Origin of the sequence: Yersinia frederiksenii ATCC 33641, from assembly GCF_000754805.1 — a bacterium.
GTDB lineage: Bacteria > Pseudomonadota > Gammaproteobacteria > Enterobacterales > Enterobacteriaceae > Yersinia > Yersinia frederiksenii.
This window is the reverse complement of record NZ_KN150731.1, coordinates 3,397,835-3,419,231: the sequence shown is the minus strand read 5'-3', so window position 1 is coordinate 3,419,231 and position 21,397 is coordinate 3,397,835. Positions and strand designations below refer to the sequence as shown.

The window sequence follows — 21,397 nt, the reverse complement described above, 5'->3', positions numbered from 1 at the left end:
TCACTGCCCTAAGACATTCTGTTTAGCCAACTCATCATTCACTTTCTGATTCACTGCTTTCAATTCGGCAGGGATATCACTGTCACAGCTGGCTAAGATGCGGTTGAAACCTTCAGACGTCACTTGGCGAATCGGCGTCCAGTTAGGCACTTGCGGAATATAGCGACCATGCTCGGCGTACAAATCAGCAAACATTGCCCAGCGCGGATCGTTGTAAACCGCTTTGGTATCAACCAGTTTGTTAATCGACAACCGCACTACCGGCATATTCTTGCTGCCCATTCCCATGCCGATTTGCTGCCCTTCAGGTGAAATCATGAATTCGATGAATTTCTGAGCGGCTTCTTTTTGCTTGCTGCTCTTCATCATAAACACCGTGGTGCCTTCAGCCAGTGTTGCCTGCCCTGTTGGCCCTGCTGGTGGCGGGATCACTTCGAAAGCGTCTTTACCGGGATCTTTATCAAATAAAGCAATGTGATACGGGCCGGAGAAGAACATGCCGCTTTGGCCAGATCGGAATGAAGGGATAGCATCTGCCGTCGTGGCGTTAATTGCCCCCGGCTGAACGGTTTTGTCACACACCATGCCACGCATGAAACTCAAGGTTTCAGTCGCTGCAGGCTCTTCCAAAGAACCTTTAAACTTGCCCTCACCTACTGGGCGAATAAAGTCACCGCCGGCTTGCCAGAGATAGGAGCTGATAAACCAACTGGCATAACCGCGGGTGGTTGATGCTGGCAGAATAAAGCCGTAGGTGTCGTTTTTGCCATTGCCATCGGGGTCATTAAAAGTAAATGCCTTAGCCAACGCGCTGATATCTTGCCAGTTTTTCGGTTGCTCTAGCCCCAGTTTTTCCCGCCAATCTTTGCGGATAAACAAGGCAAAAGTTTGTGCTGAAGTTGGCACGCCATAATATTTGCCATCAATATATTGAGCACTTTTCCAAGCGGTATCGAAGATATTCTCTCCGCCAATGATATTTTTTGGCTCTATCGGCTCAACAATACCCAGTTGAACAAACTGGCCAATTGCCACCGCATCATTGAAAATCAAATCTGGCAGCGCGTTACCCGCAGCAGCCCGCGCCAGGCGCTGTTCAAAATCTGTTGTTGCATTGAAATATTCAATCTTAATGCCAGTTTTTTTCTCAAATGTCTCGGCTTCGGTTTTATAAATATTCTTGGAATCATTACTCGCACGGATCCACACTTGCAAGGTTTCTGCTGCGTGAAGAGAAGGAATCCCCATGGCTAAATAAGTTAATAACAGCAAAGATTTTATTTTTACTTTTGACATTATCATTTTTGTCTTCATCTCAGCGTCCTCGTTGATATCTAGTTTTTTTGAATTTACCCAGGAATTTAAATAACAGAATAAAATCACGAAACACTCGATAACATTAGAACTCAGAGAAAAACAAAAAACTACACCATAAAAAACAAAACTTAATTCCATTTATGAATTTCTGCTTGAGATCACATTTGAAAAATGACAAAAAAATGGCAATAAATAAAATAAACCATATAAAACAATAAATTAAAATCTTCATTTTAAGAACTAAAAAAAACACATAATTATTTAAATTGACTAAAAAACGTCTAAAATGGATATTTAATTTGATATCAATCACAGTTTAAATCATTTATTTACAGATAATTCATAAGATAGATCTGGATCACAAAAGTCCAAAAACTTTGCCCTAGAATTCAAATCCACCTGAAATGGAACAGTGTTCTTTTTTATAAATTTAGTATCAAAATATTTAATAACCTTATTTTAGTAAGGGTGATAAATATATTTAATAAAAAATTAGTCATTAATTAAATTAACCAAATTACATTATTTTTAGTCATGTAAACTATAAAGGATAAGGAAAGTAATGATGAAAATTCTGGGTAAAAGAAATCTATTGCTGGCTATTCTTCTGGGGTCATCCCCCTTTATTTATGCGGCAGAAAGTCATCCATTATTATTAAAAGTGGATGATATAAACTATAGCATTGACCAGGTTAAGCAAAACAATCCGTTATACGAAAAATCCTATAAAAATCTGATAACTAAGGCTGACGTTGCGCTGAAAAAACCACTCTATTCCGTTATGGATAAAAGCCTGTTGGCTGCCAGTGGTGATAAGCACGACTATTACAGCTTCCCGCCTTATTGGTGGCCGGACCCAAGTAAGAAAGAGGGTATGCCTTATTTGCGTAAAGATGGCGAAACAAATCCAGATGCCAACAGCGACGCAACTGATAAGAAACGCATGAATAGCTTCAGTGGAGATGTCTATTATCTGGCATTGGCTTACCGCTTTACCGGCCAGCCGGAGTACGCCGAAAAAGCACGAGATCAATTGGTCAACTGGTTCGTCAATCCAAACACCCGAATGAATCCGAATCTACAATATGCGCAAGCTATACCCGGTATCAATGAAGGTCGTGGGATTGGTTTGATTGATAGTCGGGCGCTCGTCGATGTTATTGATGCAGTTGAATTGATAAGACCGGCCAATGTGCTTACTGAAGCTGACTATCAGGCTATCAAAGCTTGGTACAAAGATTTCTATCAATGGATGACAACCAGCCAAAATGGCTTTGAAGAGGATAATTGGCACAATAACCACGGCACCTATTTTGATATGCAGGCAGCCTCTTTTGCTCTGTTCAGTGACCAAAAAGCCGCGGCTCAAAAGCGCCTGGAAATCACTCAATTACGCCGAATTCCATCACATTTTGATATGCAAGGCCGTCAGAATGCTGAGCTGGAACGTACTCGCCCGTGGCATTACAGCAACTTTCATCTTGAAGCCTACAACAAGCTGGGTCGCCTTGGCGAAGTTGCCGACAAAGATATCTGGAACTTTAGCCTGGACGAACACAGCCTGAAAAAAGGCTATCAATATGTGGCTGGTTTTATCAATACCGACCAGGCATGGCCGTATAAAGACTTGGATGGTGTGCAAGATAAAAAAGCGTTGGTCAATATGATCACTGCCGCACGGGCCTATCCGGCAGACCCTGATTTCCAACACAAAGCGCAATACCTGATAGCAAAATACCCGGATGCTGTTGAAATCCTGCTCTACCCGATAACACAAAAATAAGCCCAGCCGAGGACACACCAGATATGAAGCAGTTTACGGATCGGCAGATGGTTAAAATCCGCCAGCGAGTGGTACAGCATCCGGAGATTATTGCCACGCTGATTGCAGATAATCGGGTAGTTTTGGACTCGGAAACACGAGTCCCTGCTACCGGCATCGCGACTTGGAACCATTACTATTATTGCCCCGACCATGGTGTGCGATTGGAGTGGGATCGTTATTCTCCCACCCAGCACCGTTGCCCGGTGGACTCTCAGCTGTTTAGTGGTGAACCTTATGACGGTGCCTGGTGGCGGGCACTCAATGGACTGAATGCCAAAGCCTGTAATCAATTGGGGCTACTGTGGCAATTAACTGGCGAGATAACTTACTTCAATAAAGTGCGGGATATTTTGATCAACTATGCCCGCTACTACCCTGATTACCAAGTTCATGGCGGCATCCCATACAACGGGCCGGGCAAGGCAAATGCTCAGACGCTGTGTGAAGCCAATTGCTTGCTCGATTTTGCGCTGGGTTATGATTTTATCGCCGATACACTCAGCCAAGAACAACGCGACTGTATTGCCGGGCGCTTATTACGCGAAGGGGCTGATTTCCTGATGCAGCACCGCACCCTACAGCTGCATAACCATGAAGTCAAAATCAGTAGCGCGATTGCAGTGATCGGGCTGATCCTGGCTGAAGAGCACTATATTGAGTTTGCGGTTAATGCCGATTATGGCCTGCGCTATCAGTTAGAGCATGGGTTATTCAATGAAGGATTGTGGTTTGAAGGCTCGGTGCATTATCACTTTTATGCTCTGCAAGGCTTCTGGTCATTTGAAAAGCTGGCAGCAGATAGCCGCTATAGTTTGCTGGCTCTGCCCTATTACCGCGATATGCTCAGCTTCCCCCTCAAATTGTTGATGCCGGACGGTACCTTCCCACGTATCAATGATTGTACCGCCGGGCAAGAGCAGCTTAATCATGCACATTTGTATGAGTTTGCTTTTAAAACTTATGGTAATGATGAATATGCTGCCGCCCTGCACCATATTTATCGTCAGCAGCCGCGCCTCAATCTAGATGCTTTACTGTATGGCGTTGAGGAATTGCCACCACCAATGGTAGATGTCATACCAACAGATACGTTGCATGCCCCAGATTGCGGTTTGACCATTTTGCGTCAACCACAGTCTGGCCGAGCCTTGCTGGTAAAACATAGCCCGTATGGGGGTGAGCATGATCATTATGATCGGCTGAATTTAATTCTGTTCGAACAAAAACAAGAGATTCTGCCGGATTTAGGCACTACCGGCTATGGTGCGCAACTACATTATGGCTACTACAAAAATAGCGCCACCCACAATACACTCAGTATTAACCAAGCCAATCAACCGCCAGCTGTCCCGTTTATCCATAACTGGCATCAAGCGGCCAACTTCAGTTGGCTGGATACAGAGGTGGATTGGAGCCAGGAAGCGCCAGAACTGGATAGCCATACCCGGGTGCAATGGGATAGCCAGGCTTATCGTGATGTGAAATTTCGCCGCCGTATTTTATGGCTAGAAGATGCCATCATCGATATCAGCAGTATTATCAATCCACATCAGCAACAGTGGGATTGGACTCTGCATATCGACGGAGTCGCTACGGAGGTGATCGGTGAAAGCACCACCTTCAGTGACCACGGACCGATGCAATATCTACATCAGGTTACCGCCCGGCAACTACAAGGGGTTATCCAATGTAGTTATCAAACCGCAGCGCGTCAGCTATCTCTGTGGTTAGCGGCTGATGCCACACTTTTTCAAGGGCTGGCGCCTGCCAATCCATCAGTGAGGGATATTAGCTATCTGATTTTGCGTCATCACCAACCTGAGGCTCATGTAACAGCGGTATTCGATATGAACAACGAAAACCCACTTTCATTGGTGCAAGTCCAGAACGATGGCGAGATATTATCTATCGAACTGACACGTCAACAGCAGACTGTACAGGTAAAAGTCGCCTTAACCCGCAGTAGTCTCCCGCTATTCAGTTGAGTTTATTCATGTTGGGGTAGCCCTTGCCCCTCTTTCCCCAAACTTATCGCTGATCCAGCGAGTCATCCCAGCATATCGTCCCTGATATTGGCGCTTTTGGTGAAAAAGTATCTTATAACGTGATTTAGTTAGCATTTACTGCAGAAGGTGAACATGAATTTATATGCAAAATGTGTGTATAAATGAGAATGTAACAAATAATTTTGGATTAACAAATAAAGTACAAACTTTATTAAGAACCCGCTCTCATTGCTGATATAGCATAATAATAGACCAGCCAATGTATCCGCCGTGTTAAATATAACCCTAGTGTTTTGCATAACATACAGTACAGTTTTGAATAAATACCGTTTAAAATGAATAAATAGAGTTATTTATTCATAATTTAGTCAAAACACATTTTAAAATCGGTGAAAAACATGATGTGAGTCACAGAATGAATAAGTGTTATGACTAAAATAGCCGCCATCAGTTCGTTTTTATAAATTACTGTTTAAAACGAAAACCTTGTTTAAAACCAAAATTTGTTTAAAAAAACAGAGACCTTACGCAAATGGAAAATAACAACAAGAAAATGGCACATATAAGGCGGACAACGCATTTAATGATGCCGGCACATCGTAGTTATTTTAATTTTTCTTACTTCCATTTTAGATAATATCCTTCCTGCGATGACATCCGTTTTTATTGGATAGTCATTGTCTATGCACAATATTTAACAGATACGAAAAGTGACTATTGCCTTTGCGTGATGTTAACTATTGTCTGCTTTTTTTCGAAGCCCCTAACACTCAGCTATATTATTACGCCAATTAGATTGTTGCGGATTATTAATCAATCAACATCGGCCAAGTGTTTTGAGTCTTCCAGCAGAAACATAGCTATCCCGTAAAAAATAATGTCGCCTTTGTCATTCGTGCTAAATGACATGAGGAATGCTATGCCTGAAATTCAGCCATAGCGTTGCGCAGACAAGCAGATCATTTATTAATGAATTCTATTTCATTGATACGGACTGCTATACACAAAATTTATTAAACGACTAAATCCAACGTGTAAAAATGTTGGACGGGTTCATATACCCTAAATAAAATAAGAGAGAAAAAATAAATGAAAAAATTAAATATCGCGGCAAGCACCTCAGCTATAGCTTGCTTTGAATCACAGCGAGAAATAGTGGATGTTTTACACACGGATTTTACTGATGTTGCTGCCGTAGTGCTTTCTGTTCAGGACATTAATAATGGTGTCATTGATAGTATCCATTCATTAGGTCTTGAGATTCCAATTTTTGCCGCTGTTTGTTGCGAAGAAGAATTAAATTCCGATGTATTACCGTCGTTAAACGGGGTATTTGAACTGTGCGGTGACAATACTGACTTTTACGGTAAACAACTTGAGTCAGCTGCTGAAAAATATGAAAAAGAGTTGCTGCCACCTTTCTTTAATACATTAAAAAAATATGTGGAAATGGGGAACTCAACCTTTGCTTGCCCAGGGCATCAAGGGGGGCAATTCTTCCGTAAACATCCAGCTGGCCGTCAATTTTTTGACTTCTACGGCGAAACTATTTTCCGCTCTGACATGTGTAATGCTGACGTAAAATTGGGTGATTTGCTTATTCACGAAGGTGCACCTTGTGATGCTCAAAAGCATGCTGCAAAAGTATTTAATGCTGATAAAACCTATTTCGTACTGAACGGAACATCTGCCTCAAATAAAGTCGCTACCAATGCGTTATTAGCCCGTGGCGACCTGGTTCTGTTTGACCGTAATAACCATAAATCCAACCACCATGGTGCACTGATTCAAGCGGGTGCCACCCCAGTATATCTGGAGACTGCCCGTAACCCATTTGGCTTTATCGGGGGTATTGACGCCCACTGTTTTGAAGAAAAATACCTGCGTGAACAAATACGTAGCGTAGCACCTGATCGTGCTAATGAAGCGCGTCCATTCCGCCTGGCGATCATCCAACTGGGGACTTATGACGGCACAATTTATAATGCCCGTCAGGTAGTGGATAAAATTGGCCACCTTTGTGACTATATTTTGTTTGACTCAGCTTGGGTGGGTTACGAGCAATTTATTCCAATGATGAAAGATTGTTCACCATTACTACTTGAACTGAATGAAAACGATCCGGGTATTATCGTGACTCAATCAGTGCATAAACAACAAGCTGGTTTTTCACAAACTTCACAGATTCATAAGAAAGATAAACATATTAAAGGCCAGGATCGTTACTGCAACCATAAACGCTTTAATAACGCCTTTATGCTGCATGCATCCACCAGTCCATTCTATCCATTATTTGCCGCATTAGATGTTAATGCGAAAATGCATGAAGGCAAAAGTGGTCAACGTATGTGGCTCGATTGCGTTAAAAATGGTATTGAAGCCCGTAAAATGATTTTAAATACCTGTAGCATGATTAAGCCTTTTGTTCCGGTAGAAGTTGACGGTAAACCATGGCAACAATATGACACCGATGCCATGGCTCAAGACTTGCGCTTCTTTAATTTCATTCCCGGTGAAAAATGGCATGCTTTTGAAGGTTATGAAGAGTCACAATATTTTGTTGACCCATGCAAATTGTTATTAACTACTCCTGGTATTGATACTAATACTGGCGAATATACTGCATCCGGTATTCCGGCAACTATTCTGGCTAATTTCCTGCGTGAAAATGGTATTGTGCCAGAGAAATGTGACCTTAACTCCATCCTGTTCTTATTAACGCCAGCAGAAGACTTGGCGAAAATGCAACACTTGGTCGCACAAATTGCTCGTTTTGAACGTTTCATTGAAGAAGACGCACTGTTAAGCGATGTATTACCGACGGTTTATCGTAATAACGAAACTCGCTATAAAGGTTATACCATCGGTAAATTGTGTCAGGAAATGCATGATCTTTATGTTAGCTACGATGTTAAACAGCTGCAAAAAGAGATGTTCCGTAAACAGTATTTCCCTAAAGTTATGATGAATCCTCAAGATGCCAATATTGAATTCGTCCGTGGGCATGCTGAATTAGTTCCATTATGTAAAGCCGAAGGGCGAATTGCCGCTGAAGGCGCACTTCCTTACCCACCGGGAGTATTATGTGTTGTCCCTGGTGAAGTATGGGGTGGTGCTGCTCAACGTTATTTCCTGGCACTTGAAGAAAGTATTAATTTATTGCCAGGCTTTGCACCTGAATTACAAGGTGTTTATTTACAAGTCGATGAAGATGGATGGAACCGTGCATACGGCTATATGATGAAATAATGAATAGAATAAAACAATTTAATCTCCAAGTTATTTAGAAACACAGCCGGCAGCAAACCACGCTGTAAATTTAAATAAGAAGGGGACTTTACAACACCAACCTTAGCTCAAACCTGCGGGAGTAAATTATTCCCGCAGTCTCTGAAATTTAAAAAGAGATAATAAAAATGAGTAAAACAAATAATAAGATGGGAGTAGTACAGCTGACTATTCTGACGGCCGTCAATATGATGGGGTCAGGCATAATTATGCTGCCAACCAAACTCGCCGAAGTTGGGACGATTTCTATCGTTTCATGGTTAGTCACCGCAGTCGGTTCCATGGCACTGGCTTATGCTTTCGCCCAATGCGGTATGTTCAGCCGTAAATCAGGCGGCATGGGGGGATATGCAGAATATGCCTTCGGTAAATCTGGCAACTTTATGGCCAACTATACCTATGGTGCCTCACTGTTAATCGCCAACATTGCCATAGCCATATCCGCGGTCGGGTACGGGACTGAATTATTGGGAGCGACCTTAACACCACTGGGGATCTGTATTGCCACCATCGGCGTCCTGTGGCTGGCGACTGTGGCTAACTTCGGCGGTGCACGTATCACCGGGCAAATCAGTAGCGTTACCATCTGGGGGGTTATTATCCCGGTCGTAGGTATCTCTATTGTTGGCTGGTTCTGGTTTAGTGGTTCAGCGTATGCCGCAGCATGGAACCCACACGGTATACCGACCTTTGAAGCCGTTGGCTCTTCCATCTCAATGACATTGTGGGCTTTCCTGGGTTTGGAATCTGCCTGTGCCAATACCGATGCCGTAGAAAACCCTGAACGTAATGTTCCGATCGCCGTATTGGGTGGGACTTTAGGTGCAGCGGTTATTTATATCATTTCCACCAACGTGATCGCCGGTATCGTGCCAAATATGGATTTGGCTAACTCTACTGCGCCATTTGGTCTGGCATTTGCTTATATGTTCACCCCTGCGGTAGGTAAAATCATCATGGCATTGATGATTATGTCCTGCGTAGGCTCATTGCTCGGCTGGCAATTCACCATCGCCCAAGTCTTTAAATCTTCTGCAGATGAAGGCTTCTTCCCGAAAATTTTCTCTAAAGTCAGTAAAGCTGATGCGCCGATTAAAGGGATGTTGACCATCGTTGTCATCCAGAGCGTACTGTCCCTAATGACCATTAGCCCATCACTGAATAAACAGTTCAATGTGCTGGTCAATTTGGCGGTAGTGACCAATATCATCCCTTATATTCTGTCGATGGCTGCATTGGTGATTATTCAGAAAACCGCCAATGTGGCACCAGCAAAAGCTCGGAAAGCCAACATCATTGCCTTTATCGGCGCAATGTATAGCTTCTATGCGCTTTACAGTTCAGGTCAGGAAGCCATGACTTGGGGGGCTATTGTGACCTTCCTCGGTTGGACACTGTACGGCCTGGTTTCACCGCGTTTTGAATTCGCAGCGAAGACTAAGTAAGCAAAATAGATTCGATTTCATCAGTTAAGGTGCCAGCAGATAAAAAAAGACAGGATGCAACGTGGAATTCCGGTAATAATGTTCCGAACCGCTACCCCCGGACTGGAATAAAATTATGTCGGACAGCCTTTGGCATCTCTATCTGCTGCGCACCGCCACTGGCATGCTGTATACCGGTATTACCACTGATGTCACACGTCGATTGACGCAGCATCAGGCAGGGAAAGGCGCAAAAGCGCTACGCGGCAAAGGAGAGCTATCGCTGGTATTTCACTGTGAAGCAGGGGATCGTTCCACTGCATTGAAACTGGAATATCGGGTGAAGCAACTCAGTAAGCAGCAAAAAGAAAAGCTGGTGATGAACCAGCCTTCTTCATTGGCAACATTACTGATTGAGAAGCAGATGACGGATTAAAACCGATTGAATGGATCAGAAAATACCACTTCACCGTCGGCACTCTTCAGTGCATCTTCCGCCAGCGCGTAGACCTGGAAAGCCTGTTCGGTTCCAGGCCAACGGCAAGTCAATTGATGACCCGCGGCCGGAACAAAGCCAAAGCGCTGATAATAGGCGGGTTCGCCTAGCACCACGACCGCGGCATAACCGAACTCATTCAGGGAATCGAGGCCTTCATACACTAGCTTCTCAGCCAAACCCTGCCGACGCAGGCTCTCTTCCACCGCCAGCGGAGCCAGTGCGACCCATTGACGATCTTCACCGCCGACATCGACCGGGCTAAATGCCACATAGCCGACGACACCACCTTCATCATCTGTCGCCACAACACCCAGCGTCAGTAAGCCGTCTTCACGTAATTGCTGCACCAGTTCTGCTTCGTCATCTCGCTTGAAAGCCTGGCGTAATAGCGCGTCGATCCCCGGCGCATCCACTGGAATTTCAACCCGGATCAGCACGATGCTAATGTACGGGAAGTACTGGCCGCACCCTCTTGTTGACCCGCTTCAATAAATTCAGCCAATTGTTGCAGACCCACCCTCAGTAGAGTCGGCATAGATTCCAACTCAATGGCATCCATTAGATTTTTCACATACAGGCCCAATTCGGTATCCCCTTCAATTCGTAACCGGCGCTGGAAAAACAGCGTATCCGGATCTTCTTTACGGGCAGCGATCAAAATAAGATCGTTGGCATCACCACTAAAGCTAACATCGGCTTCAGCCTGTTGGCTTACCACCAGCCTACCGCTTTCTACCGTCATAAACCATTGCAATGCGAGGTCGCGTACTTCAATTTTTAACCAGCGGGACTCCAGAAACTCCAGATCACCATCCAGCAGTGCTTGGCGGAATTGCCAGCCCAGCACTTGTTCCAATACCTGGCGTTGTAAGGCAAACGGGGTCAGTTTTAATGGGCCTCGTAGCAGAGCCGGTCCTTGACGCACGAGGCGTGCTCGTAGTTGTTCCAACACTGGCTGTAACTCCTTTTGGCAATATACCCTTCGTGCTTGAAGCCGCAGGAATGTTAGCTGCGTCCACTCACCGAATCACTTACTGTTGTTCGCTCATCGGGATGAATTTGCTTGCCGCCTACCGACAACTCGAAATCTATTGGGTATAAAAAGTGATGTTGAATAAAAGCATTTTGCCACACTGGTGAAATAGGAAAGCGGGTTATATCAATAAATTTTGCATCAGATCTTGGCTAAATCTTAGAAGAAAGCCATCAATGCGAAAGAAACTGCCTTAAATCAAGGTCAGGGCTCGGCAGGTTAACTAAAATCGCCACTCGATAAAATATGAATATCATCTTCGGATGGGGAAAATTCTATGGAGCTGCTTTGTCCTGCCGGCAATTTACCCGCCTTAAAGGCCGCCATCGATAATGGTGCCGATGCAGTTTATATCGGCTTGAAAGATGATACCAATGCTCGCCATTTTGCCGGGCTTAACTTCACAGATAAGAAGCTACAGGAAGCGGTCAATTACGTTCACAGCCGCAAGCGTAAATTACATATTGCCATTAATACTTTTGCTCATCCTGACGGCTATTCCCGTTGGCAACGGGCAGTGGATATGGCAGCACAACTGGGAGCCGACGCCCTCATTTTGGCCGATTTGGCCATGCTGGAATATGCCGCCGAGCGTTACCCGGAAGTGGAACGCCATGTCTCGGTACAAGCTTCGGCCACCAACGACGAAGCCATCCGCTTCTATCAGCGCCACTTTGATGTGGCACGGGTAGTTTTACCGCGCGTGCTCTCAATGCATCAGGTAAAGCAACTGTCGCGCACCAGCCCGGTGCCACTGGAAGTTTTTGCTTTTGGTAGCTTATGCATAATGGCTGAAGGCCGCTGTTATCTTTCATCCTATTTGACTGGTGAATCGCCTAATACGGTGGGGGCTTGTTCACCAGCACGTTTTGTGCGCTGGCAGCAAACTCCGCAGGGGATGGAATCCCGTCTCAATGAAGTATTAATCGACCGTTATGAAGATAACGAAAACGCCGGGTATCCGACACTGTGCAAAGGGCGCTATCTGGTGGATGGCCAGCGCTATCACGCACTGGAGGAGCCAACCAGCTTGAACACGTTAGAGCTGCTGCCTGAATTATTTGCCGCCAATATTGCTTCGGTGAAAATCGAAGGACGCCAGCGCAGCCCTGCTTATGTTAGTCAGGTTGCCAAAGTCTGGCGGCAGGCCATTGACCGCTATCAGGCCAATCCGGCGCAATTTTCTGCCAAAGCGGAATGGATGGAACAACTGGGCGCAATGTCCGAAGGCACCCAAACTACCCTGGGCGCTTATCATCGTAAGTGGCAGTAGCCCGGAGGAAATATGAAGTACGCCTTAGGTGCAGTACTCTATTACTGGCCAAAAACCGATATTGACGCTTTTTATCAGGCCGCCGCCAACAGCAGCGCCGATATTATTTATCTTGGTGAGAATGTTTGTACCAAACGCCGCGAAATGAAGGTTGGTGACTGGCTGGCACTCGCCAAAGAAGTTGCCGCCAGCGGTAAGCAAGTGGTGATTTCCACCTTGGCGCTACTACAAGCGCCATCAGAGTTAAATGAGCTCAAACGCTATGTGGAAAACGGTGAATTCTTGCTGGAAGCTAACGATTTGGGGGCGGTAAATATGGCGGCGGAGCGCGGCTTGCCGTTTGTCGCGGGCCATGCGCTAAATTGCTACAACGCCTATACCCTACGAATTCTACACCGTCAGGGCATGATGCGTTGGTGTATGCCAGTTGAACTCTCTCGTGACTGGCTGGCGAATGTGCTGCAACAGTGTGAAGAGTTGGGTTTCCGTAACCAGTTTGAGGTTGAAGTGATGAGCTACGGCCATCTACCGCTGGCTTATTCGGCCCGCTGTTTTACCGCGCGCTCAGAAGATCGGGCCAAAGATGAATGTGAAACCTGCTGCATTAAGTATCCGCAAGGGCGGCCAGTGCTATCACAGGAAGAGCAGCAGGTATTCATCCTCAATGGTATCCAGACCCAAAGTGGCTACTGCTATAACCTCGGTAACGATCTGATTTCTATGCAAGGCTTAGTGGATATTGTTCGTCTTTCACCGCAAAGCATCGAAACGCTGGCAGTGATTGAACAATTCCGGGCAAATGAGTTGGGATTGAACCCGCTGACACTGGCGGATAAAGCCGATTGCAACGGCTACTGGCGGCGGCTTGCCGGATTAGAGTTAGTGTCATAATCCACCGTCAGCCAACGATAAACAGGGGGGCATTACTGGCCTCCCTGTGATTCATATCTATCAGAGCATCATCTCAAATATCGATGATCCTGTGGCTGTCTGAGTAGCACCACCACCTAATACTTGTTTGCATCAAATTAAGCTTGAATCAGACTCAATACTTTTTACGACGCAGCAATGCCCGCAACTCCACGCGATTACGTAATATCCCCACGCTAATCCCTATCAGGGTATAAATCGCGCCCAGCAGCAATAACATCAGCATATCACCCACGACATCACTCAGCGGCAACCCCATCTGATTGACCCCAGCGATTGCTTTGGTCGCCCAGGTTGAAGGGAGCATGGAAGAGATCGCCCGCACCCACCCTGGCATAGCTTGTAGCGGCCAAATCGTGCCAGAGATGTAAAAAATCGGCATGGTGACAAAAGAAAGTGTCAGATAAATCATTTCGACACTGCGCAGACACTCGGTCACCAGCTTGCCCAACCCCAGTACCGCCAGCAAGAATGGGAAGGTCAAAAGCAGCACTTCAGGAATCGATGCAGTCTGACGATAGCCCAGTACCCACGGCCACAGCACAAACAACACAATTGATAAAAATAACCAGATAGGCAACAGTGCTGAAAGTCCGCCCAGATAAACGGGAATCGAAGGTTTCCCCGATGGCGCACTCTTCAAGGAGATACTGACGCGCACACAGGCAATCAATAATGAGTGTTGCAGCAACATCACCAGCAAACCGGGGAAAATAATGGCGGCAAAGCTGATTCCGGGGTTAAACACCCCAAGAATCTGCCCGCGAATGGGAGTTAACAGCACTTCAGCCTGACCGGGGGTAAAACCACTGCGTAATAACAAACCGCTATTATATTCATTCAATAGTTGCTGGTAAGCGGCGACCACATCCTGCTGGATCTGCCCATTAGCCAAGCGGTTAGTGGCATCACCGTAAACCGGGATCACAATACTTTCGCCATTGAGGATCTTTTTCTCCAGATCCATCGGCATAATGATCACTGCAAATAATTTCCGCCACGCCAGATCCCGCTGAGCATCCGGCAAATTGTCATAAGTCTTGATGGAAATTGCCGAGGTAGCATCCAACTGGCGAATTAATTGGCGACTGGCAGTGCTGTGGTCATAATCCACTACCGCCACCGGCAGATCCCACACGGTACGATTGGCATACACCATACTCATCACGCACAGTGATACCAATAACATCAGCCACATGGGCTTTTCCAGCATCCCCATCAGCACCCGACGGAATGTCTGCCAATAGCTTTTAAAGCCACTCCTCATCAAATGGTCTCCTGCTTTTGTAACCGGATCAGCAGGCGATGACGTACCAGTAGAGAAGTGACCAGAGGGTAAATCAGCAAAATAGCGCAGACACTGAAAATAGCACTGGCCGGTACCTGGCGCAGGAACACATCAAACATGGCATAGAGCGCATGGGTCAGTGGCTCAATATTGGAAATAATACGAGCGGGTAATGGCATCGACAGCTCAGGTACCGCCATACCAGAAAAGGTTAATGCGATACTGACGATAATCCCGATCAAACTGTAGGCGGTAATTGCGCTACTGGTAAAAGTGAATAGCAATACCCCAATGCTCTGGGCTGCCATAACATAAAAGAACCCAATCAGCGGCATAAATAGCGGATTACCGCTGACTCTGGCCCCAAAGAACCCCACCAACATCGCAATCTCTACCATCAATAACGTGGTAAAAAACAGGGTATAAGGGGCCAGCTTACCCAGTAGAGCCAAGCTGAACGGTTTGGCGGTCAGTAATGCTTTGCTGCGAGCCAAAACATAAATCATCCAAGTGATAACAAATAGCTGCAGTAAATGGATAGTGGCGGCAAACTGCTGATAATAGATATAGCTGCCACTGGCATTGAACAAACTGCCATAAGAGAGCGTCACATTGGCCAGCGGTGGCAAGGTTTCCCCCATCTCACCAGCAATAATCGTGCGAAAAGTGGTATTGGCTTCTGTTATCAAGCCACTGAAGTCTTGCGTGGAATATAAACCAGCGCCATAAAATAATGCATTGTAATACAACACAATACTGGGTTGGCGGCCTGCCAGAGCATCAGCTTCAAAATCAGTTGGAATATACAGTAAGGCATAATCCTGCGCACTACGCAGGCGGCGCAATGCTTCATCTAATCCCCCCTCATAGGCCACGACATGGGCGTGAGACCCGGCATCCAGCTTACGGATCAATGATCGGGATAATGGCGAATGGTCGTTATCAACGACTGAAACCGGTAAATCCAGCAAAGTCCCTTCAGAAAAATTGCTACTGATTAAGATAAACAGCAACAGAGGGAAGCACCAACTGAGCCAGTGAAACACCGGGCTGCGAAATGCCGAGCGGGTTTCCTGACCAAAATAGCGACTAAAACAGCGCCAGCCAGCCTGTATTCTGTTGATGACTCTGCCTCTGACCTTTCCCACTTACTCTTTCCACTGCCAGAGCGTACTCATTCCTGGACGCAGACCCTCAATAGGCGCTGCGGGATAGAGGCGAACTTCAAAAGTTTTCAAGTCAAAATCACCAGTAGCACGGGTTGCACGCTTGGTAGCATAGTCGCCCAACGGGGCGATATAGCGCACTTCTGCCATGATTTCTTTATCTTTCAGCGCCGGTACGCGCAGTGAAACTTTATCTCCTTTGTGCACATCAGCCAGAATATCTTCGCGCAGGTTAAAGACAAAATAAGCCTGCGGCAGGCGAATTAATGTCAACAAGGGGCTGGAAGCATTGAGCAATTCACCCACTTCTGCTGGAATAGGGCCAACTTCACCGGCGACCGGTGCACGTACCTGCAAATCGTCGGTTTGGGCTTTCAATTGCGCTAAATCTTCTTCGGCCTGACGAACGGCAGCTGCGTATTTATCACGTAGCTCAATGCGGTCGCCATGCAAACCTTCATCCAGATTAGCCTTGGCGGCCTGAACCTGCTGATAGGCAGTATCCTTGGCGCGGCGTGAGTCCTCCAGTTCAGCGGCGGAAATAAACCCTTTGGCCGCTACACTATTGTTACGGTTATAGGTATGGAGCGCATTGTCATATTCTGCCTGCGCTTGCGCCAAACTGGCTCTTAAATTGCGGATACTCTCCTCCCGCACGCCATGCAGCGATTCATCCAACTGTGCCTGCGCTTGGTCACGAGCCGCTTCCAGCCCGGCTAATTGGGCCATCAGTTCTGGGCTTTCTAACGTGATCAGCAATTGCCCCTCTTTAACGTCATCGCCACGTTCCACATGACGTTCAATTACTCGGCCTTTGGCTTTTGACGACACAATCACTTCCGGTGCATCCACTTCTCCCTGCAATAGCAGGTTTTGATTATGGGCCCGGAACAGCACCGCCATGGAAATCACCACGACAACTAACAGCAGGGTAAATAACGTTTTCTTCTTCATAGGTTCAATAGTCCTTTAATCGCCGCATTTATTACCCCTTCGCCATTCACTATTTATATTATGCTGCTATAGGTAATAGCTGTGCATTTTATGTCATTTTTTGTACGTGAATAAATGCAGTATCACTCAATATAGCGTTAAAAATATGGCTGTAAATTAATGTGTTCGCCCTTCAAGCGACTCGACATGAGATTAAGATGGACGATTCTATGACTGATAACAATGTATCTATGGCTAATAACAAGCCTGTACCGCTTTCTGTTCTCGATTTATCCCCAATAGCCGAGGGTAAAACACCACGAGATGCATTTCATGCCTCGCTGGATCTGGCTCAACATGCTGAAAAATGGGGATATCATCGCTATTGGCTAGCAGAACATCATAATATGACGGGCATTGCCAGCGCCGCAACGTCAGTACTGATTGGCTATATTGCGGGTGGCACCAGCACCATCCGGGTGGGCTCCGGTGGAGTTATGCTGCCTAACCATTCGCCATTGGTGATTGCCGAGCAGTTTGGCACCCTCGCCTCACTCTATCCTGATCGTATCGACCTCGGCCTTGGCCGCGCTCCCGGCAGTGACCAGCGCACTATGATGGCCCTGCGCCGCCATCTATCTGGAGAGGTAGATAACTTCCCTGCAGATGTCCGCGAACTGCAACATTACTTTGCCGAAGTACAGCCCGGACAAGCAGTACAAGCTGTCCCCGGTCAAGGCTTACATGTTCCGCTATGGTTGCTGGGATCTAGTCTGTATAGCGCACAACTGGCTGCGGCTATGGGCCTACCCTTTGCTTTCGCTTCGCATTTTGCTCCGGATATGTTGTTCCAAGCTCTCAAGTTGTACCGGGAAAACTTCAAACCGTCAGCCCAATGGCCCAAACCTTATGCCATTGTCTGCGTGAATGTTGTGGCCGCAGACAGCGAGCGTGACGCCCGCTTCCTGTTCACCTCAATGCAGCAACAGTTTGTTAATCTGCGCCGTGGTACACCGGGCCAGCTACCGCCGCCAGTTGAAGATATGGCGACCATCTGCTCGCCAGCTGAACAATTTGGTGTCGATCAAGCGCTGCGCTTATCCATCATTGGTGACAAAAGCAAAGTCCGGCACGGCCTTCAGTCATTATTACGAGAAACCCAGGCTGATGAATTAATGGTGAATGGCCAAATTTTTGACCATCAAGCTCGGTTGCACTCATTTGAGCTAGTCGCCAGTTTGCAGCAAGACTTGCAACCGACTGATCGCCTGTAACTTATTGTTGAGCTAAATATCGCAGACATAAAAAAACCAGCCCGAGGGCTGGTTTTTATGTTTAATCATCAAAGATGACTAAGACTTATGCATCACCGAAACGACGACGCGCAGGTGCTGGAGCAGCAGGTGCTGCGGCATCATCACGACGTGGTGCAGCTGAACGTTGACCATCACGTGGTGGACGACGTTCGCCACCAGCAGCAGGAGCACGGTCGCTGCCGAATGAACGACGAGGAGGAGCACCGGCACCATCACGACGTTCGCCACCGAATGAACGGCCACCGCCACGACGCTCACCACCGTTACCACCAGCAGGACGCTCACGACGTTCATGTGGCTGTGCATCACCCAACAGCTGCATGTTCAGCGGCTTATTCAGGATACGGGTGCGGGTGAAGTGAGATAACATTTCACCCGGCATGCCTTTTGGCAGCTCGATAGTTGAGTGGGAAGCAAACAGCTTAATGTTGCCGATATAACGGCTGCTGATATCACCTTCGTTAGCGATAGCGCCAACGATATGACGAACTTCAACACCATCATCACGGCCCACTTCAATGCGGTACAGTTCCATTTCGCCAACATCGCGACGTTCACGACGTGCTGGGCGCTCGCCACCATCACGGCTGTCAGAGCGGTTATCACGACGGCTGTCACCACGATCACGGTCACGACCACGATCGCTACCACGGTCATCGCGAGAATTGAATTCACGCTGTGGACGACGCGGAGCTTCTGGTGGCAGAATCAATGGACGTTCGCCCTGTGCCATTTTCAGCAATGCAGCAGCCAGAGTTTCGATATCAAACTCTTCTTCTGGTTGCAGTTTAGCCAGCAACGCACGGTACATATCCAAATCACTGCTTTCCAGCTGTTGGCTAACTTTAGCAGCAAACTTGGCTAAACGACGTTCGCTCAGCAGTTGTGCATTTGGCAGCTCAACTTCAGGAATAGTCAGCTTCATGGTACGTTCAATGTTCTGCAACAGACGACGTTCACGGTTCTCAACGAACAGTAACGCACGGCCAGCACGACCTGCACGACCAGTACGGCCGATACGGTGAACGTAAGACTCTGAATCCATAGGGATATCATAGTTTACAACTAGGCTGATACGCTCAACGTCCAAACCACGTGCAGCAACGTCAGTTGCAATCAGAATATCCAAACGGCCATCTTTCAGACGCTCCAGAGTCTGCTCACGCAGGGCCTGGTTCATATCGCCGTTCAGTGCAGCACTGCTATAACCGCTACGCTCAAGGGCTTCTGCAACTTCCAGAGTGGCGTTTTTAGTTCGCACAAAAATGATAGCCGCGTCGAAATCTTCAGCTTCCAGGAAACGTACCAGCGCTTCGTTTTTACGATAGCCACCGCCCACTTTCCAATAAACCTGGCTAATGTCAGGGCGAGTTGTCACGCTAGACTGAATGCGGACTTCCTGTGGCTCTTTCATAAAGCGACGGGTAATACGGCGAATCGCTTCAGGCATAGTCGCAGAGAACAACGCAGTCTGATGTTCTGCTGGGATCTGAGCCAGAATGTTTTCGACGTCTTCGATAAAGCCCATGCGCAGCATTTCATCTGCTTCGTCCAGCACTAAACCTTTCAGGTTGGACAGATTAAGGGTACCGCGTTTCAGGTGGTCTAACAGACGACCTGGGGTGCCAACAACAACTTGTGGCCCCTGGCGCAAAGCGCGCAATTGGACGTCATAACGCTGGCCGCCGTACAGGGCCACAACGTTAACGCCTTTAATATCTTTAGAGAAGCTAGTTAATGCTTCAGCAACCTGAATCGCCAACTCACGGGTTGGAGCCAGTACCAGCACCTGTGGTGCTTTCAGTTCTGGATCAATGTTGTGCAACAGCGGAAGCCCGAAAGCAGCGGTTTTACCACTACCGGTTTGCGCCATACCAAGAACATCGCGACCGTTCAACAGGTGCGGAATACATTCCAATTGAATTGGAGATGGTTTTTCGTAACCCAAAGCAGTAAGGGCAGAAAGAATAGGAGCAGATAGCCCCAAATCAGCAAAAGAGGTTTCAAGCTCAGTAGTCATGTACACGTGCCTCATTAATAATGGCAGCCAGTCTACATAACTCGTCGAGAAAATTTTCAGTCATTTTCATTGAAAAGTGTGAACCGGCTCAAATTAGATTGTAAAACGAACAAAAAGGCCATCACCCGTTAAGGTGATAAACATTGGTAAAAAACCAAGGTATATCAGGCTAATAGTTGTTCGTCAGCTATTGCTGGTCCGATTCCGATAGGTCGTCTTGTTCTTGGCCCAAAAGCGCCAATTCCAACAATGCATAGCGGTGCTCAACAAAGTTATGAACGTTGTTAGCTACCGTCAGTTTGAACAGCGCCGAAGCGGTGTCCTTGTCCCCCAGACTTAGGTAATGTTTACCTAAATAGAAGTCAGTTTCACTGAGATGCTCAGCGAGCGAAGTGTTATCCGTTGCATCTGCCTTGAGCCTTTCCATCAGCGTTTTCTCGCTGATCGTGCCCAGGTAGAATTCGACAATATTCCATCCCCATTGCCCTCTGTCCGATTTTTCATAGCGCTGTTGTAACGCTACTGCAGCTGCCTTGGGATCGATTTCTCTTTCCACCAGATACAGCCATAACGAACGGAAGGGATCATTTGGATCGTCTTGATAAAACGCCTGCAGATCATCCTGCGCCAACGGGAGTCGACCGCCATAATACAAAGCGATACCCCGGTTTAAACGCGCGTAATTGTAAGTTGGATCAAGCTCTAGTACAGAATCAAACGCTTCATAGGCAGCATCAAAATTGCCTGCCTGCGTTAAATAAATGCCCAGATAGTTAAAAACTTCTGGCATATCAGGACGAATAGCTAACGCTTGCGAAAAATCATTTCGCGCTAGTGCCCGTAGCCCGAGGCTATCATACAGCACTCCGCGCTCATATAAAAGCTGTGCGCGCTCATCATCCGTAAGTGCCCGACTTGCAAGGATTTGTTCCATGCGAGCCAGAATCACTTCCTGCTGCAACGTAGGTTGCAACGGGATTGCCAATACCTCGTCTTTACGCCAATCATGGTTGCTGCATCCTGCCAGCATGAGTGCTGTCACAACGTAACACCAGCGCAAGAAAGGCTTCATTTCCTAC

General features: G+C 46.9%; 18 protein-coding genes. 9 read left to right on the top strand and 9 right to left on the bottom strand.

Annotation, left to right across the window (positions count from 1 at the left end; all coding sequences use genetic code 11):
- Complete coding sequence (locus DJ58_RS06580; RefSeq protein ID WP_032910518.1) at window positions 1-1,314, bottom strand: ABC transporter substrate-binding protein; 1,314 nt, start codon at window positions 1,312-1,314, stop codon at window positions 1-3.
- A gap of 568 nt (window positions 1,315-1,882) precedes the next feature.
- Here DJ58_RS06580 and DJ58_RS06585 point away from each other — a divergent pair.
- The 6 genes from DJ58_RS06585 to DJ58_RS06605 all read left to right on the top strand — a co-directional run bounded on the left by DJ58_RS06585 (window position 1,883) and on the right by DJ58_RS06605 (window position 10,296).
- Window positions 1,883-3,100 carry an alginate lyase family protein gene (locus DJ58_RS06585; RefSeq protein ID WP_032910453.1) on the top strand — a complete coding sequence of 406 codons (1,218 nt, stop codon included), beginning with the start codon at window positions 1,883-1,885 and terminating at the stop codon, window positions 3,098-3,100.
- 23 nt (window positions 3,101-3,123) lie between these two features.
- Window positions 3,124-5,127 (top strand): heparinase II/III domain-containing protein, encoded by a 2,004-nt coding sequence (locus DJ58_RS06590; RefSeq protein ID WP_004707076.1) that lies wholly within the window; start codon window positions 3,124-3,126, stop codon window positions 5,125-5,127.
- Between the two features lie 553 nt (window positions 5,128-5,680).
- Complete coding sequence (gene speFL / locus DJ58_RS23480) at window positions 5,681-5,785, top strand: leader peptide SpeFL (protein ID WP_115155778.1); 105 nt, start codon at window positions 5,681-5,683, stop codon at window positions 5,783-5,785.
- A gap of 452 nt (window positions 5,786-6,237) precedes the next feature.
- Entirely contained in the window at window positions 6,238-8,397 is a 2,160-nt protein-coding gene (speF, locus tag DJ58_RS06595; RefSeq protein WP_004707075.1) for an ornithine decarboxylase SpeF, read from the top strand.
- 167 nt (window positions 8,398-8,564) lie between these two features.
- Entirely contained in the window at window positions 8,565-9,881 is a 1,317-nt protein-coding gene (gene potE / locus DJ58_RS06600; protein ID WP_004707074.1) for a putrescine-ornithine antiporter, read from the top strand.
- 115 nt (window positions 9,882-9,996) lie between these two features.
- Window positions 9,997-10,296 (top strand): GIY-YIG nuclease family protein, encoded by a 300-nt coding sequence (locus DJ58_RS06605; RefSeq protein WP_032910451.1) that lies wholly within the window; start codon window positions 9,997-9,999, stop codon window positions 10,294-10,296.
- On the opposite strand, the gene DJ58_RS06610 is transcribed toward DJ58_RS06605, so the two are convergent.
- Together DJ58_RS06610 and ubiT are read right to left on the bottom strand one after the other, a co-directional pair.
- Complete coding sequence (locus DJ58_RS06610) at window positions 10,293-10,796, bottom strand: GNAT family N-acetyltransferase (protein ID WP_032910448.1); 504 nt, start codon at window positions 10,794-10,796, stop codon at window positions 10,293-10,295. The genes DJ58_RS06605 and DJ58_RS06610 overlap by 4 nt on opposite strands.
- Window positions 10,790-11,311, bottom strand: a complete 522-nt coding sequence (gene ubiT, locus DJ58_RS06615; protein WP_032910446.1) for a ubiquinone anaerobic biosynthesis accessory factor UbiT — start codon at window positions 11,309-11,311, stop codon at window positions 10,790-10,792. The genes DJ58_RS06610 and ubiT overlap by 7 nt, the downstream gene beginning before the upstream one ends.
- 358 nt (window positions 11,312-11,669) lie before the next feature.
- Between ubiT and ubiU the strand changes: the two genes are divergently transcribed.
- Window positions 11,670-12,665 carry a ubiquinone anaerobic biosynthesis protein UbiU gene (gene ubiU, locus DJ58_RS06620; protein ID WP_004707070.1) on the top strand — a complete coding sequence of 332 codons (996 nt, stop codon included), beginning with the start codon at window positions 11,670-11,672 and terminating at the stop codon, window positions 12,663-12,665.
- A 12-nt stretch (window positions 12,666-12,677) separates the two neighbouring features.
- Window positions 12,678-13,556, top strand: coding sequence for a U32 family peptidase (locus DJ58_RS06625; RefSeq protein WP_004707069.1), 879 nt, complete (start codon window positions 12,678-12,680; stop codon window positions 13,554-13,556).
- Window positions 13,557-13,710: 154 nt separating this feature from the next.
- Here DJ58_RS06625 and DJ58_RS06630 read toward each other — a convergent pair whose 3' ends face one another.
- Genes DJ58_RS06630 through DJ58_RS06640 form a run of 3 tightly spaced genes read right to left on the bottom strand, consistent with a single transcriptional unit; the run spans window position 13,711 to window position 17,003 of the window.
- A complete protein-coding gene (locus DJ58_RS06630; RefSeq protein ID WP_032910443.1) occupies window positions 13,711-14,862 on the bottom strand; it encodes an ABC transporter permease in 1,152 nt (383 codons plus the stop codon).
- Entirely contained in the window at window positions 14,862-16,007 is a 1,146-nt protein-coding gene (locus tag DJ58_RS06635) for an ABC transporter permease (protein WP_032910517.1), read from the bottom strand. The genes DJ58_RS06630 and DJ58_RS06635 overlap by 1 nt, the downstream gene beginning before the upstream one ends.
- A 24-nt stretch (window positions 16,008-16,031) precedes the next feature.
- Complete coding sequence (locus tag DJ58_RS06640; RefSeq protein WP_004707067.1) at window positions 16,032-17,003, bottom strand: HlyD family secretion protein; 972 nt, start codon at window positions 17,001-17,003, stop codon at window positions 16,032-16,034.
- Window positions 17,004-17,200: 197 nt separating this feature from the next.
- Here DJ58_RS06640 and DJ58_RS06645 point away from each other — a divergent pair, with 197 nt between their 5' ends.
- Complete coding sequence (locus DJ58_RS06645) at window positions 17,201-18,256, top strand: luciferase-like monooxygenase (RefSeq protein ID WP_032910441.1); 1,056 nt, start codon at window positions 17,201-17,203, stop codon at window positions 18,254-18,256.
- A gap of 85 nt (window positions 18,257-18,341) precedes the next feature.
- On the opposite strand, the gene DJ58_RS06650 is transcribed toward DJ58_RS06645, so the two are convergent.
- From DJ58_RS06650 to nlpI, 3 genes are all read right to left on the bottom strand, one after another.
- Window positions 18,342-20,318 (bottom strand): DEAD/DEAH family ATP-dependent RNA helicase, encoded by a 1,977-nt coding sequence (locus tag DJ58_RS06650; RefSeq protein ID WP_032910439.1) that lies wholly within the window; start codon window positions 20,316-20,318, stop codon window positions 18,342-18,344.
- Entirely contained in the window at window positions 20,308-20,382 is a 75-nt protein-coding gene (gene yrbN, locus DJ58_RS24150) for a protein YrbN (RefSeq protein WP_223499600.1), read from the bottom strand. Before yrbN ends, DJ58_RS06650 begins: the two co-directional genes overlap by 11 nt.
- Window positions 20,383-20,505: 123 nt before the next feature.
- The gene (gene nlpI, locus DJ58_RS06655; protein ID WP_004707064.1) at window positions 20,506-21,390 is read right to left on the bottom strand and encodes a lipoprotein NlpI; all 885 of its coding nucleotides are present in this window, start codon (window positions 21,388-21,390) and stop codon (window positions 20,506-20,508) included.
- Window positions 21,391-21,397 lie beyond the last annotated feature (7 nt).